Below are 13,544 nucleotides of genomic sequence, written 5' to 3'. Positions count from 1 at the left end.
GCCTGGCCGCCGCCCACGCGGTCGGGCAGCCCATGCAGCGCCGCGCCGCGTGACCTGACACCTTGATCGCGTGGGCGGCGTGCACGCAGCCGGCGATACCCAAGGAGGAGGAAGAGCGGCCCACCCTACGGGCGGCGCAGCCAGCCTTGCGCTGGTAGGTTTATACGAAAGCCAGGTCGTGATGCCGGATCGCGTCGTCCAGCCAGTCGTCCGTGTGGCCGAAGCGGTAGCCCAGCGCCCGGGCGCGTGTCGTGTCCAGCGCCAGCGGCGTGGCGAAATCGAAGGGCGACAGCTGCCCCGGTGCCTGCGCCGCTACCCGCGTCGCCGCGGCCGGCGCGTCCAGCACCCGCGCGACGCGCGCATGCAGCTCGAAGGCGGACAGGGCGCCGTCATCGGCGGCATTCACCGCACCGCGGAAGTCCTGCATGCCCGCCCACAGCAGGAAGTCGGCGGCGCCCGCGGCTTCCATGAAGGACACGCGCGCAGCAGCGTTGGTGTAATGCAGGGGCGCGCCGGCGCGCACCAGGTCGACGTAGTGGGCCAGGCGTCCGGTGAAGTCCTCCGGCCCGCCCAGCACGTGGGCCAGGCGCACCGTGGCCAGCGGCAGGCTGCCGTCGCGCACCAGGTAGGCTTCGGCCTGCACCTTGCCTGCCACGTAGCTTTCCACCGCGCGGGCCGGGTCGTGCCACGGGTAGCCCGTGTCGATGCGGCGCGCCAGCACCGGCAGGTCGGCTTCACGGTAGATCCCGTCGGCGGTGGGCACCGCCTCGCGGTAGGCGTCGATGGTCGAGCTCATCACGTAGCGCCCCACCTTGCCGGCGAAGACCCGGGTCGAGATCGCGGCGTCGAGCGGCGAATAGCACATCTGGTCGTACACGATGTCGTAGCGGCAGTCGCGAAAGGCGTTGCGCATCGCGTGCTCGTTGCGACGGTCGACCCGGATCCGGGTGATGCGCCCGCCGAAGGGGTCGGGCGCATAGCCGCGTGTGGCGATGCTGACCTGGTGGCCCGCTCGCAGCAGGCGCTGCACCAGGAGTTTGCCGAAGTAGCGGGTACCGCCGATCACCAGTATATGCTTGGCCATGATGTTTCCCTTGTAGGATAAGGTATATTTTCTGCAAAGCAGCAAAAACCGGCAACCGAGAAAAAGTACGTACAATGAATAAGAAATATTTATTCATGGAGCTTTCATGAAACCCTTGCGCAGCCTCTCCGGCCTGCTCGACTTCGATTGCGCGGCGCGCTGGGGCAGCTTCAAGCTGGCCGCGCGCGAGCTGCACAAGACGCCGGCCGCGGTCAGCCTGCAGGTCAAGCAGCTCGAGGAAAACATCGGCTTCGCGCTGTTCGTGCGCCATCCGCGCCACATCGCCCTGACCGAGAAGGGCCAGGAACTGGCAGTGGCCACCGGACGCATGCTGGCCGACCTGCGGGCCAAGGTCGCCGCGCTGCAGCGTGGCGACGAGGAAGCGGTGCTGCGCATCTCGACCACGCATTCGTTCGCCATCAAGTGGCTGGTGCCGCGCATGCACCGCTTCACCAAGCTGTATCCGGAGCTGGACATCCGCATCGATTCGAACGACGCGCCGGTGGACCTGCAGGCCGACAGCACCGATGTCGCGATCCGCTATGGGCCGGTGGGCGAAGGCGATCCGGCGGTGCTGTTCCGCGAGCGCCTGGTGCCAGTGTACAGTCCCGAGCTGCTGGCCCCTGGCCAGGAGGCCCTGGGCCTGGCCGACCTGGCCCAGCACCACCTGCTGGTGGTGCAGTCGCCCGAGGCCTGGCTGCAGCTGCTCAACGAGAACCGGGCGCTGAAGGGCAGGTACGATTTCTCACGCATGTATACGCACTGGGGCGTGCTGGTGCAGGCGGCGGTGGCGGGGCAGGGGGTGGCCCTGGTGCCCTACGGAATTGCGTTCGGCGATATCCAGTCGGGCGCGCTGCGCCAGATTCCCTGCCGCAGCGCGCGCTTCGAGAGCGGCTACCGCTTCCTGGCCAATCCGCACAAGGAAGGCATGCTGAAGGTGCAGCGCTTCCGTGACTGGATGGTGGCCGAGATGCGGGCGATGGAAGCGACCCTGGACCGGCGCTGAAACGCGCCGGGAACAAAAAACGGCGGCCCGCGGGCCGCCGTTCTTGTTGGAAGTGCGAAGACGCTTACTTCACGCCGTGCATCAGCTTCTGGATGAGCGGAGCCAGCAGGAACAGCAGGATGCCGCCGCCCAGCAGGATGTAGAAGCCCGAGGTGTAGCCGCTCAGTGCGGAGGCCACCGACATGCCCGACTCGCCCGAGACGTGCGAGGCGAAGATGCCCGACAGGTTGTTGCCGATACCGGTCGACAGGAACCAGCCGCCCATGCCCAGGCCCACCAGGCGGGTCGGTGCCAGCTTGGTGACCATCGACAGGCCGATCGGCGACAGGCACAGCTCACCGATCGACTGGATCGTGTACACGGCCAGCAGGGTCCAGGCCGGGATTTGACCGACCGGGTCGAGCAGCTGCGACAGCGCGTACATCAGCAGGCCGAAGGCCAGGCCGTTGATGATGATGCCCAGGCCGAACTTGCGCGGGATCGACGGGTTGACGTTGCGCTTGCCCATCGCGACCCAGATCGCGGCGATGATCGGTGCCAGCGCGATGATGGCCACCGAGTTCACCGACTGGAAGTAGGCGACCGGGATTTCCCAGCCGAGGAAGTTGCGGTTGACGATCTGGTCGGCCAGGAAGGTAAACGAGCTGCCGGCCTGCTCGAAGAAGCACCAGAACAGGATGTTGAAGAAGAAGATGATCATCATGGCGATCGTCTTGTCGCGCGACACCTTGCCTTCGCGGACGCCTTCGACGATCAGCATCAGCGCCAGGATCACGAACATGATCGACAGGACGATCTGCAGGTTGGCGGCGCCGGCGCGCAGCAGCAGGTAGACGACCGGGATCACGACCAGCGAGCCGACGATCACGCCGAGCAGGCGCTTCGGGCTGGCCAGTTCGCCGACCGGCGCACCGATGCCCTTGAGCTGCTTGCGGCCGATGTAGAACCACACCAGTGCGATCAGCATGCCGATGCCGGCGGCGAAGAACACCGCCTTGTAGGCCGGCACGGCGCCGTCGCTCAGGCGCTCGGCCAGTTCGCCGGTGACGATCGGGGCGAAGAAGGCGCCCGCGTTGATGCCCATGTAGAAGATGGTGAAGCCGGAGTCGCGGCGGGTATCTTCGATCGAGTACAGCTGGCCGACCATGGCCGAGATGTTCGGCTTGAACATGCCGTTGCCGACGATGATGGTGGCCAGGCCGAGCTTGAAGATCTCCTGGTCGGGCAGGGTGATCATGAACAGGCCGGCCGCCATGAACACCGCGCCGACCAGGATCGAACGCTGGTAGCCGATGACCCGGTCGGCCACGTAGCCGCCCAGGACCGCGCCGGCATACACCAGTGCGAGATAGGAACCGTAGGTCAGGTTGGCGTCGGCCTGGCCGACGGCGTCGCCACCGTAGAACTGGGCGACGATGTAGAGCACCAGGGCCCAACGAATGCCGTAGAACGCGAAGCGTTCCCAGAATTCAGTCATGAACAGCATCCACAATGGCGCTGGATGGCCCATGATCTGCTTGAATTCTGGGATCGGTCCCTTGGCTGAAGTAGCTGCACCGCTCATGCGGTTCCTCCCGAAATAGTGTTTTTTAAACGATCGTTTTTATTGGAATTGCCGAATCCGGAAAATTCCAGTTGGCACGCATTTTAGTGTAAATCGCTCATCGCCAGCGAACTTTTTCTGGATGTGGTATTGACGCGTGGCGTGCCTGTGGAGGGCGGCGAACAGGTGCGCCAAGCGTAGGGACAAAACGCGGCGCTTTGGCGTATATTGGCAATCAGGCCAGACGTGTTACCGTTCGAAAGGGAAAACAAAACCATGACCCATGAAGTAATCGACGCCCTGATTTCTCCGGAAGGCCGGCTCGAAGTCCTGTCGAAAGCCGAAGTCGCCAAGCTGCTCGACACCAGCAAGCGCGGCCTGTATGACGTGTTCCGCAAGTGCGCGCTCGCCGTGCTCAATTCAGGCAGCTCGATCGACGATGGCAAGGAGCTGCTGGAGCGCTACCGCGATTTCGACATCAACATCCTGCAGCGCGAGCGCGGCATCAAGCTCGACATCCGCAGCGCGCCGGTGCACGCCTTCGTCGACGGCAGGATGATCCGCGGTATCCACGAGCACCTGTTCTCGGTGCTGCGCGATATCGTGTATGTGCATTTCGAAGTCACCGACAATCCGAAGTTTGACCTGAACCGCCCGGAAGGCATTACCGACGCGGTATTCCACATCCTGCGCAACGCCAACGTGCTGCAGCCGCAGCGCAATCCGAACATGGTGGTGTGCTGGGGCGGCCACTCGATCAACCGGGTCGAGTACACCTATACCAAGGAAGTCGGCTACGCGCTCGGCCTGCGCGAGCTCGATATCTGCACCGGTTGCGGCCCGGGCGCGATGAAGGGCCCGATGAAGGGCGCCGCCATCGGCCACTCGAAGCAGCGCATCCGCGGCGGACGCTATCTCGGCATCTCGGAGCCGGGCATCATCGCGGCCGAATCGCCGAACCCGATCGTCAACGACTTGGTCATCATGCCCGACATCGAGAAGCGCCTGGAAGCGTTTGTCCGCACCGGGCACGGCATCGTCGTGTTCCCGGGCGGGGCCGGCACCGCCGAAGAGATCCTGTACATCCTCGGCATCCTGCTGCATCCGGAGAACGCCGAGATGCCCTTCCCGCTGGTCTTTACGGGACCCGCCTCGGCGCGCGCCTACTTCGACCAGATCGACCACTTCATCGGGCTCACCCTGGGCGAGGCTGCGCGGCGACGCTACAAGATCATCGTCGACGATCCGGAAGCGGTGGCGCGCGAGATGGACGGCGGCATCAAGGCGGTGCGCGAGTTCCGCAAGGCCCACAGCGACGCCTATTACTTCAACTGGCGCCTGCGCATCGACCCGGAATTCCAGAAACCCTTCCGTCCGACCCACGAGAACATGCGCAACCTGAACCTGCACCGCAACCAGGCGCCGCACCTGCTGGCGGCCGACCTGCGGCGCGCCTTCTCGGGCATCGTGGCGGGTAACGTGAAGGAAGAAGGAATCCGCGCGATCGAGCAGTACGGCAAGTACGAGATCCAGGGCGAGAGCGCGATCATGGAACCGATGGATGCGCTGCTGGCCTCGTTCGTGGAGCAGAGCCGGATGAAACTGCCGGGCAAGGCCTACACGCCCTGCTATACGATCGTTCAGTAGGGTGGGCGGGTTTCCCGCCCACGCGGTGATCGTTAGCGGCTCCGCTCTCGTCCCGGATGATCTGGCGGAAAACGATCGCCGCGTGGGCAAGGAACTTGCCCACCCTACAAAAAAAGCGGCCGAGGCCGCTTTTTTCATGAGCATGGTATCGCTCAGTCTTCCTTGCGCAGGTGCGGGAACAGCAGCACGTCGCGAATGTTCGGCGAATCCGTGATCAGCATCATCAGGCGGTCGATGCCGATGCCGCAGCCGCCGGCCGGCGGCATGCCGTATTCGAGCGCGCGGATGTAATCAGCGTCGTAGAACATCGCTTCGTCGTCGCCTGCGTCCTTGGCCGCCACCTGCGACAGGAAACGCGCAGCCTGGTCTTCCGGATCGTTCAGTTCCGAGAAGCCGTTGGCGATCTCGCGGCCCACCATGAACAGCTCGAAGCGCTCGGTGATGCCCTCACGGGTGTCCGAAGCGCGCGCCAGCGGCGACACTTCCACCGGATAGTCGATGATGAAGGTCGGTTCCCACAGCAGGGATTCGGCGGTCTCTTCGAACAGGGCCAGCTGCAGCGCGCCCAGGCCGGACGTCGCGAAGGGCTTGACGCCGAACTTCAGCAGTTCCTGCTTCAGGAAGCTCATGTCGTTCAGCTGCTCGGTCGTGTAGCCCGGCGCGTACTTGTCGATCGCTTCGACGATGGTCAGGCGCTGGAACGGCTTGGACAGGTCGAGTTCGCGGCCACCATAGGTGAGTACGGCGCTACCGTTCGAATCGATCGCGGCCTGGCGGATCACCTGCTCGGTGAAGTCCATGATCCACTTGTAGTCGGTGTAGGCCGCATAGAATTCCATCATCGTGAATTCCGGGTTGTGACGGACCGACACGCCTTCGTTGCGGAAGTTGCGATTGATCTCGAACACGCGGTCGAAGCCGCCCACCACCAGTCGCTTCAGGTAGAGCTCGGGCGCGATGCGCAGGTACATTTCCATGTCCAGCGCATTGTGGTGGGTGATGAAGGGCTTGGCCGCGGCGCCGCCCGGGATCGGGTGCAGCATCGGGGTCTCGACTTCCATGAAGCCGTGCTTTTCCATGAAGCGCCGCATCGAGGACATGGCGGCGGTGCGCGCCTTGAAGGTGCGGCGCGTCTCTTCGTTCATGATCAGGTCGACGTAGCGCTGGCGGTACTTGGTCTCCTGGTCGGCCAGGCCGTGGAACTTGTCCGGCAGCGGGCGCAGGGCCTTGGCGATCAGGCGCAGCTTCGTGACCTTGATGGTCAGTTCCTCGACTTTCGTCTTGAACAGCACGCCTTCGATGCCCAGGATGTCGCCCAGGTCGTAGGAGCGCAGCGCTTCCATCGCGTCTTCGCCGGCGGAGTCCACCGTGATGTAGATCTGGATGCGGCCCGAGGCCATCGGGCCCGAGCTGTCCTGCAGGGTGGCGAAGGCAGCCTTCTTGCCGGCTTCGCGGCGCAGCATCATGCGGCCGGCCAGCTTGACGGCAACCGGTTCGGCTTCCAGCTCTTCGCGGGTCTTGCCGTTGTAGGTCTCGACCAGGTCGGCGGCCTTGTCCTGCGGGACGAAGTCGTTCGGGAAGGGGTTGCCCTGCTGGCGCAGCGCGGCCAGCTTGGCGCGGCGCTCGGCCATGATCTTGTTCTCGTCGAGCGCCGGCAGCGGCGTCTGGTCTTGGTTTTCCGTAGTCATGATGGGATGGACTGTTTTTGTAGGTTGTTTAGGCGAACAGCAGTTCGGCCTTCAGTTCGCCGAAGTCGCGCACAATGGCGATGACGTTGTCGAAACCGGTGAACGCTTCAGGTGGCAGGGTGGTTGTCAGGACGACGCAGGACATGCCGGCACGGCGCGCCGCTTCCACGCCCAGCGGCGCGTCCTCGAACACGATGCAGTGTTCCGGCGCCACGCCGCACAGTTCGGCCGCCTTCAGGAACACGTCCGGATGCGGCTTGCCGCGCGCGACATCCTGCGCGCCGACGATGGCGTCGAAGTGACGGCGCAGGTCCAGGCCGTCGAGGGTGAAGGCGACGTTGGCCGGCGGCGCGGCGGTGCCGACCGCCAGCTTCACGCCTTGCTCTTTCGCCCGTGCGATCAGGGCGTCGAAGCCGGTGACGGCCTCCAGGTGCGGCGCGTACAGCTCGCGGTACACCGATTCCTTCTCGTGGTTCAGCCGGGCGACTTCGTCATCGGGCAGGTGCTCGCCAAGGTAGCTGCGGATGATCTCGCCGCCCTGGCGGCCGGCCGTCGCGCGGAAGAATTCCTCCGCCTCGATCGCGCGGCCACGGCGTGCGAAGAAGGTGATCCACGAGTCCGTGTGGAAGCCCATGTTGTCGACGATGGTGCCTTCCATGTCGAACAGGAAGGCACGCGCAGGCGTCGCAGGAGCGCTGTGCATCGCTCAGACGCCCTGCTTGAGCGAAGCGGAGATGAAGTCGTCCAGGTCGCCGTCCAGCACGTTCTTGGTGTTGCCGGTCTCGAAACCGGTGCGCAGGTCCTTGATGCGCGACTGGTCCAGCACGTAGGAGCGGATCTGGTGGCCCCAGCCGACGTCGGTCTTGGAGTCTTCCAGCTTCTGCTGCTCGCTCATGCGGTTGCGCAGTTCGAGTTCGTACAGCTTGGCGCGCAGCATGTCCCAGGCCTCGGCCTTGTTGCGGTGCTGCGAGCGGTCGTTCTGGCACTGCACCACGATGCCCGACGGGCCGTGCGTCAGGCGCACCGCGGAGTCGGTCTTGTTGATGTGCTGGCCGCCCGCGCCGGATGCGCGGTAGGTATCGATGCGCACGTCGGCCGGGTTGATCTCGATCTCGATCGAGTCGTCCACTTCCGGATACACGAACAGCGAGGTAAACGAGGTGTGCCGGCCGTTGGCCGAATCGAATGGCGACTTGCGCACCAGGCGGTGCACGCCGGTCTCGGTGCGCAGGTGGCCGTAGGCGTACTCGCCGTCGACCTTGATGGTGGCGGTCTTGATGCCCGCGACCTCACCCTCGGACTGTTCCAGGATCTCGGCCTTGAAGCCCTTGCGTTCGCAATAGCGCAGGTACTGGCGCAGCAGCATCGACGCCCAGTCCTGGGCTTCGGTGCCGCCGGCGCCGGCCTGGATGTCGATGAAGCAGTTCGCATGGTCCATCGGGTTGCTGAACATGCGGCGGAATTCCATCGACTCGATGATCTTCTGGATCGCCTCGGCATCGCCGCCGATCGATTCAAGGGTGTCGTGGTCGCCTTCTTCCTTGGCCATCTCGAACAGGTCGGTCGCATCCGCCAGGTCGGCCTTGGCCTTCTCGAGCGTCAGCACGACGGCTTCCAGGGCCTTTTTTTCCTTGCCGAGGTCCTGGGCCCGCTTCTGGTCGTTCCAGACGGTGGGGTCTTCCAGTTCCTGGTTGACCTGTTCTAGTTTCTCCGACTTGCGATCGAAGTCAAAGATACCTCCGAAGTTCGGCTTCACGGCTGGTCAGGTCGTTCAGCAGGGAGGAAATGGCATTGATGCGTTCAGCTTCCATGGTCTTTGGCAGTCTTCTAAGAGGTTTAAACGTGCATTGAATCGAACCGTCGATTATACCCGAGGACGGCGTCCGGGATGGCGCCGGGGATGGCGCATGCAGGGCCGCTGCCGCAGGCCTCCCTTGCCCGGAAGCGCCGTGCTGGCATATCATCCCCCGGTTCTGTTCCGTTCTTTCCCCATGGCCACCCATTTGCGTTACCAAATTTGCATCGCGCTGCTTCCGGCGCTCCTCAGCGTACCCGCGCTCGCGGCCAAGCCGGCCAAGCCGGCCAAGCCAGCGGGGGCGGCGGCCGGCACCACCGCCAGCCTGGCGCTGCTGGAAACGACCGACCTGCATGCCAACGTCGTGGGCTACGACTACTACAAGCTGGCGCCCGAACCCTCGCATGGCCTTGACCGCACCGCCACCCTGATCCGGCAGGCGCGCGCGGAATTCCCGAACACCGTGCTGCTCGACAATGGCGACACCATCCAGGGCACCGCGCTGGCCGACTACCAGGCCCAGGTCAAGCCGGTGGGCTGCGGCGAGACGCTCGGCATCTACAAAGTGATGAACGGCCTGAAATACGACGGCGCGGGGATCGGCAACCACGAGTTCAACTACGGACTGGGCTTCCTTGGCCAAGTGACCGGCAAGCGCTTCCAGGTGGCCGGCGTGGAGCAGCCGCGGCGCTGCGCCGGCCCGGCGTTCCCGATGGTGCTGGCCAACGTGGTCAGCGCAAAGACGAACAAGCCGCTGTTCCCACCCTACGCGATCATCGACAAGCAGGTGCAGGCGCTGGACGCCGCCGGCAAGCCGGTGCGCGCCCTGCTGCGGGTGGGAATCATCGGCTTTGCGCCGCCCACCATCATGGAATGGGACAGGCGCTGGCTGGAAGGGCGGGTGACTACCCAGGGCGTGGTCGAGGCGGCCCGGCGCTACGTGCCGGAGATGCGCCGCCAGGGCGCCGACCTGGTGGTCGCCATTTCGCACGGCGGCCTGGACGCCAGTCCCTACAGTCCGGCCATGGAAAACGCCAACTGGCACCTGGCGAAGGTGGACGGCATCGACGCCATGCTGCTGGGGCATTCGCACCAGCTGTTCCCGAACGCTGACAGCACGGTCCCCCAGTTCAACCTGCCGGGGGTGGACAAGGTGAAGGGCCTGGTGCACGGCGTGCCCACCGTGATGCCCAACCTGTGGGGCAAGCACCTGGGCGTGATCCAGCTTCAGCTGCGCCACGACGGCAAGCGCTGGCTGGTCGAACGCGAGCGCACGGTGGTGCAGGCGCGCGCCGCCCAGACCGGCGCGAACAGCTTCGTCGACGCCGATCCGGCCGTCATGCGGCTGGTGCAGGCGGAGCACGAGGCCACCATCCGCTACGTGAAGACCCCGGTGGGCGCAACCGAGTTCCGCATGTCGAGCTATTTCGCGGACGTCGGCGACGTCTCGGCGCTGCAGGTGGTCAACCAGGCCCAGACCGCGTACGTGCAGGATTACGTGGCCGCCAACCTGCCGCAGTACAAGGATTTGCCGGTGCTGTCGATGACGGCGCCGTTCAAGAGCGGCGTGGCCGGCGCGGCCGACTACACCGATGTGCAGCCCGGTCCGCTGGCGCTGAACAATGCGGCCGACCTCTACCTGTATCCGAACGCCCTGTATGCGGTGAAGGTCGACGGTGCCGGCCTCAAGGCCTGGCTGGAAAAGGCAGCGCAGCGCTTCCGCACCATCGATCCGGCCGAGACCGCGCCGCAGCAGCTGGTGAACCTGGATGTGGCCAGCTACAACTTCGACACCCCCACCGCGAGCGAGCTGCGCTACGAGATCGACGTCACCCGCGCGCCGGGCGAACGCATCCGCCAGCTGAGCTGGCGCGGCCGGCCGGTGGCGGCGGACCAGGAATTCCTGGTCGCGACCAACAACTACCGCGCCAGCGGCGGTGGCCACTTCCCGGGCCTGGATGGCAGCAAGACCGTGATCGCCTCGCCCGACAACAGCCGCGATGTCTTGATCGCCTATGTGCGCAAGGCCGGGCAGCTGACCCGCGCGGCCAACGCCTCCAGCCGCAGCTGGCGCTTCACGCCGGTGAAGACGGCCGGGCCGGTGGTGTTCCCGTCGGCGCCCGGCATGGCGGCGCTGGCCGCGGAAGCGGGCCTGCGCGGCGTGCGGCAGGTGGCGGCCGACGATGGCCGCGGCAAGGGCGTCGCGCTGTACGCGATCGACCTGTCGCAATGAAGCGCAAGCTGAAGCGCAAGCTGGGAGGGGCGCTGGCGGCGCTGGTATTGGCCACCTTGGTCCAGGCGCCGCTGGCGGGAACGGCCTGGGCCCAGCATGGCGACGAAGGCGACCTTGCGTTCCGGCGCGCGCTGGCCTACCGCGCCGGCGGCGACGCGGCGCTGGCCGCGCACTGGCTGCAGGTGGCGGCCGGGCGCGGCATGCCGGAAGCGATGTTCCTGCTGGCCGGCATGCTGCTCGAAGGGGCAGGCGTGGCGAAGGACGAAGCGGCTGCGCGGCGCTGGCTGCACGCGGCGGCCGAGCTGGATTACCCGGAAGCCTGGCAGCAGCTGGGCATGCTCGAACAGGACCCGGAAAAGGCGAACCAATACATGCGGCGCGCGGCGCACGCGCTCTCGCACCGCGCCGGGATGAAGCGCTAGGCGCGCCGCCGCCTTCAGTGCAGCTGGCGCCGTTCCGGCTGCACCAGCACGAAGGGGCTCACCACCGAGGCCCACAGCGTCGCGTCGGCCGCGGTCCAGGCCTGGGCCTGCGCGTCGCTCACCTTGGCCACCGACCCCGCCGCCATCCATGTGCCGACGCTGTCCTTGTCGTCGTGCGCGATGCGCAGGGCGACATCGATCAGGTCGAGTTCCTCGCTGACCCAGATCACCGCGCCGCTGGCGAAGTGGCGTTCCAGTTCGCTCCACTTCACGCGCGCGGTCTCGCGGTTGATCTTGTCGTGCAGTTCGGTGTCTTTGTCAGGATTGGTCTTCATCGGCTTCTACGCTTGTTGCTTGTTGCTGGTTCAGGTGATCTCGACCGCCGGTTGCGGCGAACCCTGCCATGTTAACCGATAGGTCTGCGCCTTGCGCACATTGCCCACCAGTGCGGGACGGAAGCAGGCCAGGTTGGTGCCGCCCGGATGGCGCACGCTCGGGTAGATGATGCCCATCGAGCCGCATTCCAGCAGTTCGAGCGCGAGCGCCTGCGAGGCGATGTAGCTGCTTGGGTCCAGGCAGGCTTCGAAGGCGGCCAGGCCGCGCAGGTCGTGGAAGCTGGCGTTGAAGTCGGCCAGCAGCATCTGGTAGCTGACGCTGTCGTCGAAGCGCCCGATCTCGGCGTATTCGACGGTCTTGTGGAACACCACTTCGGCCAGTGCCGTTTCGGCCGCGAAGGCGCAGTACCAGGCGCCGCGCTCGCCGTCGTTGAAGCGGCTGCCTTCCGGACGCGCATAGGTGAAGGCGGCGTTCACGATGCGGAAGTTGGGCAGGCCGAACACCAGCTCGTCCACGCCGATGCCGGGCAGCAGGCCGGATTCGCCACGCAGGCGTTCGTTGGTGGCGTTGTCGAGCTCGAACAGGTCGCGCAGCACGGCGTCGTTGTCCGCCAGCGGGGCCAGTACCGAGTCCTCCGCATCGGCGAAGCGCGAGGGAATCAGGCGGCAGGTGTCGAACTGGCGTAGCGGGGTCAGGCGGGGTAGCGGCGCCAAGATCACAGGCCTCCCCGGCGCGCGTCGAGCAGCTTGCGCACCGTCTGCATCGCCAGCAGGCCGCCGCCCAGCATCGCCGCCAACGGCGTACGGCCGGCAAACACGGCGTTGGTATTGGGCAGGTGCACCCATTCGTCGGCCAGCGCGTCGCCGTACAGGATGTGCAGGGCCTTGTAGATGCCGAGCAAGTAGGAAATGCGGGTGATGCGGTCCACTTCCAGTACCCGGTCCGGGTTCTTCTTCCAGTCGTACCAGGTGGACGAGGACAAGCCGCCGAGCAGTTCGCGGGCGTCGTCGTCGCGCAGCTTCCAGGCCGCGGCCAGCTTGAAGAATCCCAGCAGGGCCGAGCGCGACAGGCGCTCGCGCTCGGCACGCGAATTCAGCTCGATCAGCACCGCCGGCTCATAGCGGCTGCGCGGGTAGGAGTAGGGGTAGGAGTAGGCCAGGTTCATCGTGATTCTCCGTAATTGGATTTCTTATACTCCGATTCCGGAATGTTTGCAAGGATTGGTTGTCAGCCTGGTATGCCCGTGCCAGAATTGGGCGTCTTGCTGTATAGAAAAGCTTAAGCAAAGTACCTACCACACACAGGAGACCAACACCGATGCGCCCGCGTTCGCTTTCTCTTCTTGCGGCATGCGTGATGCTGTCCGCGGCCGCCACCAGTCCAGGCACCCAGGCCCGCGATGCGAACCACGAACTGAAGCGGCAGGTGATGGAGGCCGAGCGCGGTTTCGCGGCCACCATGAAGGCCCGCGATTTCGAGGGCTTCAAGCGCTATGTCGCGGACGAGGCGATTTTCTTCGGGAACGAGGGCCCGCTGCGCGGCAAGGCCGCCATCGCCAGGGGCTGGCGCCAGTTCTACGACAAGCCGCAGGCGCCGTTCTCCTGGCAGCCGGAAGAGGTGGAAGTCGTGGATTCCGGCACGCTGGCGTATAGCGGCGGCCCGGTGTTCAACGCCGCCGGCCAGCGCATCGGGCGCTTCAATTCGATCTGGCGCCTGAAGGCGCCCGGGCAGTGGGAAGTGGTGTTCGACCGCGGGTCGGATTTCGTCGCGCCTGCGAAATAAGCGCTGGC

Annotated in this window: 13 protein-coding genes; 5 read left to right on the top strand and 8 right to left on the bottom strand. The window is 65.6% G+C overall.

The features are described 5' to 3' along the window. Window positions 1–160 precede the first annotated feature (160 nt). Window positions 161–1,084, bottom strand: coding sequence for an NAD-dependent epimerase/dehydratase family protein (locus tag LE190_RS09715; protein WP_225238509.1), 924 nt, complete (start codon window positions 1,082–1,084; stop codon window positions 161–163). A 106-nt stretch (window positions 1,085–1,190) separates the two neighbouring features. Here LE190_RS09715 and LE190_RS09710 point away from each other — a divergent pair, with 106 nt between their 5' ends. Beyond that, window positions 1,191–2,090 (top strand): LysR substrate-binding domain-containing protein, encoded by a 900-nt coding sequence (locus LE190_RS09710; protein ID WP_225238508.1) that lies wholly within the window; start codon window positions 1,191–1,193, stop codon window positions 2,088–2,090. Between the two features lie 64 nt (window positions 2,091–2,154). Here the strand turns inward: LE190_RS09710 and LE190_RS09705 are convergent, their stop codons facing one another. Then, a complete protein-coding gene (locus LE190_RS09705; protein WP_439847485.1) occupies window positions 2,155–3,600 on the bottom strand; it encodes a peptide MFS transporter in 1,446 nt (481 codons plus the stop codon). 309 nt (window positions 3,601–3,909) lie between these two features. Here LE190_RS09705 and ppnN point away from each other — a divergent pair, with 309 nt between their 5' ends. Then, window positions 3,910–5,280 (top strand): nucleotide 5'-monophosphate nucleosidase PpnN, encoded by a 1,371-nt coding sequence (gene ppnN, locus LE190_RS09700; RefSeq protein ID WP_224944824.1) that lies wholly within the window; start codon window positions 3,910–3,912, stop codon window positions 5,278–5,280. A gap of 152 nt (window positions 5,281–5,432) precedes the next feature. Here the strand turns inward: ppnN and lysS are convergent, their stop codons facing one another. From lysS to prfB, 3 genes are all read right to left on the bottom strand, one after another. Next, entirely contained in the window at window positions 5,433–6,968 is a 1,536-nt protein-coding gene (gene lysS / locus LE190_RS09695) for a lysine--tRNA ligase (protein ID WP_225238507.1), read from the bottom strand. Between the two features lie 28 nt (window positions 6,969–6,996). Next, window positions 6,997–7,671, bottom strand: coding sequence for an HAD family hydrolase (locus LE190_RS09690; RefSeq protein WP_225238506.1), 675 nt, complete (start codon window positions 7,669–7,671; stop codon window positions 6,997–6,999). A gap of 3 nt (window positions 7,672–7,674) precedes the next feature. Then, a protein-coding gene (gene prfB / locus LE190_RS09685; protein WP_225238505.1) for a peptide chain release factor 2 occupies window positions 7,675–8,779 on the bottom strand; the annotation gives its coding sequence in 2 pieces (ribosomal slippage) (window positions 7,675–8,697 and window positions 8,699–8,779; 1,104 coding nt in all). A 180-nt stretch (window positions 8,780–8,959) separates the two neighbouring features. Between prfB and LE190_RS09680 the strand changes: the two genes are divergently transcribed. Both LE190_RS09680 and LE190_RS09675 read left to right on the top strand, forming a co-directional pair. Further along, window positions 8,960–10,996, top strand: a complete 2,037-nt coding sequence (locus LE190_RS09680) for a bifunctional 2',3'-cyclic-nucleotide 2'-phosphodiesterase/3'-nucleotidase (protein ID WP_225238504.1) — start codon at window positions 8,960–8,962, stop codon at window positions 10,994–10,996. Next, window positions 10,993–11,418 carry an SEL1-like repeat protein gene (locus LE190_RS09675; RefSeq protein WP_225238503.1) on the top strand — a complete coding sequence of 142 codons (426 nt, stop codon included), beginning with the start codon at window positions 10,993–10,995 and terminating at the stop codon, window positions 11,416–11,418. Before LE190_RS09680 ends, LE190_RS09675 begins: the two co-directional genes overlap by 4 nt. Before the next feature lie 14 nt (window positions 11,419–11,432). On the opposite strand, the gene LE190_RS09670 is transcribed toward LE190_RS09675, so the two are convergent. The 3 genes from LE190_RS09670 to LE190_RS09660 are packed head-to-tail and all read right to left on the bottom strand — an operon-like array spanning window position 11,433 to window position 12,919. Beyond that, on the bottom strand, window positions 11,433–11,753 hold the full coding sequence (locus tag LE190_RS09670) for a DUF2288 domain-containing protein (RefSeq protein WP_225238502.1): 321 nt from the start codon (window positions 11,751–11,753) through the stop codon (window positions 11,433–11,435). Between the two features lie 30 nt (window positions 11,754–11,783). Beyond that, window positions 11,784–12,467 (bottom strand): RES family NAD+ phosphorylase, encoded by a 684-nt coding sequence (locus tag LE190_RS09665; RefSeq protein ID WP_225238501.1) that lies wholly within the window; start codon window positions 12,465–12,467, stop codon window positions 11,784–11,786. Between the two features lie 2 nt (window positions 12,468–12,469). Further along, window positions 12,470–12,919 carry an antitoxin Xre-like helix-turn-helix domain-containing protein gene (locus tag LE190_RS09660; protein WP_225238500.1) on the bottom strand — a complete coding sequence of 150 codons (450 nt, stop codon included), beginning with the start codon at window positions 12,917–12,919 and terminating at the stop codon, window positions 12,470–12,472. Window positions 12,920–13,110: 191 nt separating this feature from the next. On the opposite strand from LE190_RS09660, the gene LE190_RS09655 reads away from it, so the two are divergent. Further along, window positions 13,111–13,536, top strand: coding sequence for a YybH family protein (locus tag LE190_RS09655; protein WP_225238499.1), 426 nt, complete (start codon window positions 13,111–13,113; stop codon window positions 13,534–13,536). Window positions 13,537–13,544: the final 8 nt, after the last annotated feature.

The organism is Massilia hydrophila (assembly GCF_020208145.1).
Lineage (GTDB): Bacteria > Pseudomonadota > Gammaproteobacteria > Burkholderiales > Burkholderiaceae_D > Telluria > Telluria hydrophila.
This window is presented reverse-complemented; position numbering and strand designations above follow the sequence as displayed.

Coding starts and splice junctions, on each gene's coding strand:
- LE190_RS09715 (WP_225238509.1), bottom strand. CDS start 1,084: ATGGCCAAGCATATACTGGTGATCGGCGGTACCCGCTACTTCGGCAAA.
- LE190_RS09710 (WP_225238508.1), top strand. CDS start 1,191: ATGAAACCCTTGCGCAGCCTCTCCGGCCTGCTCGACTTCGATTGCGCG.
- LE190_RS09705 (WP_439847485.1), bottom strand. CDS start 3,600: ATGGGCCATCCAGCGCCATTGTGGATGCTGTTCATGACTGAATTCTGG.
- ppnN (WP_224944824.1), top strand. CDS start 3,910: ATGACCCATGAAGTAATCGACGCCCTGATTTCTCCGGAAGGCCGGCTC.
- lysS (WP_225238507.1), bottom strand. CDS start 6,968: ATGACTACGGAAAACCAAGACCAGACGCCGCTGCCGGCGCTCGACGAG.
- LE190_RS09690 (WP_225238506.1), bottom strand. CDS start 7,671: ATGCACAGCGCTCCTGCGACGCCTGCGCGTGCCTTCCTGTTCGACATG.
- LE190_RS09680 (WP_225238504.1), top strand. CDS start 8,960: ATGGCCACCCATTTGCGTTACCAAATTTGCATCGCGCTGCTTCCGGCG.
- LE190_RS09675 (WP_225238503.1), top strand. CDS start 10,993: ATGAAGCGCAAGCTGAAGCGCAAGCTGGGAGGGGCGCTGGCGGCGCTG.
- LE190_RS09670 (WP_225238502.1), bottom strand. CDS start 11,753: ATGAAGACCAATCCTGACAAAGACACCGAACTGCACGACAAGATCAAC.
- LE190_RS09660 (WP_225238500.1), bottom strand. CDS start 12,919: ATGAACCTGGCCTACTCCTACCCCTACTCCTACCCGCGCAGCCGCTAT.
- LE190_RS09655 (WP_225238499.1), top strand. CDS start 13,111: ATGCTGTCCGCGGCCGCCACCAGTCCAGGCACCCAGGCCCGCGATGCG.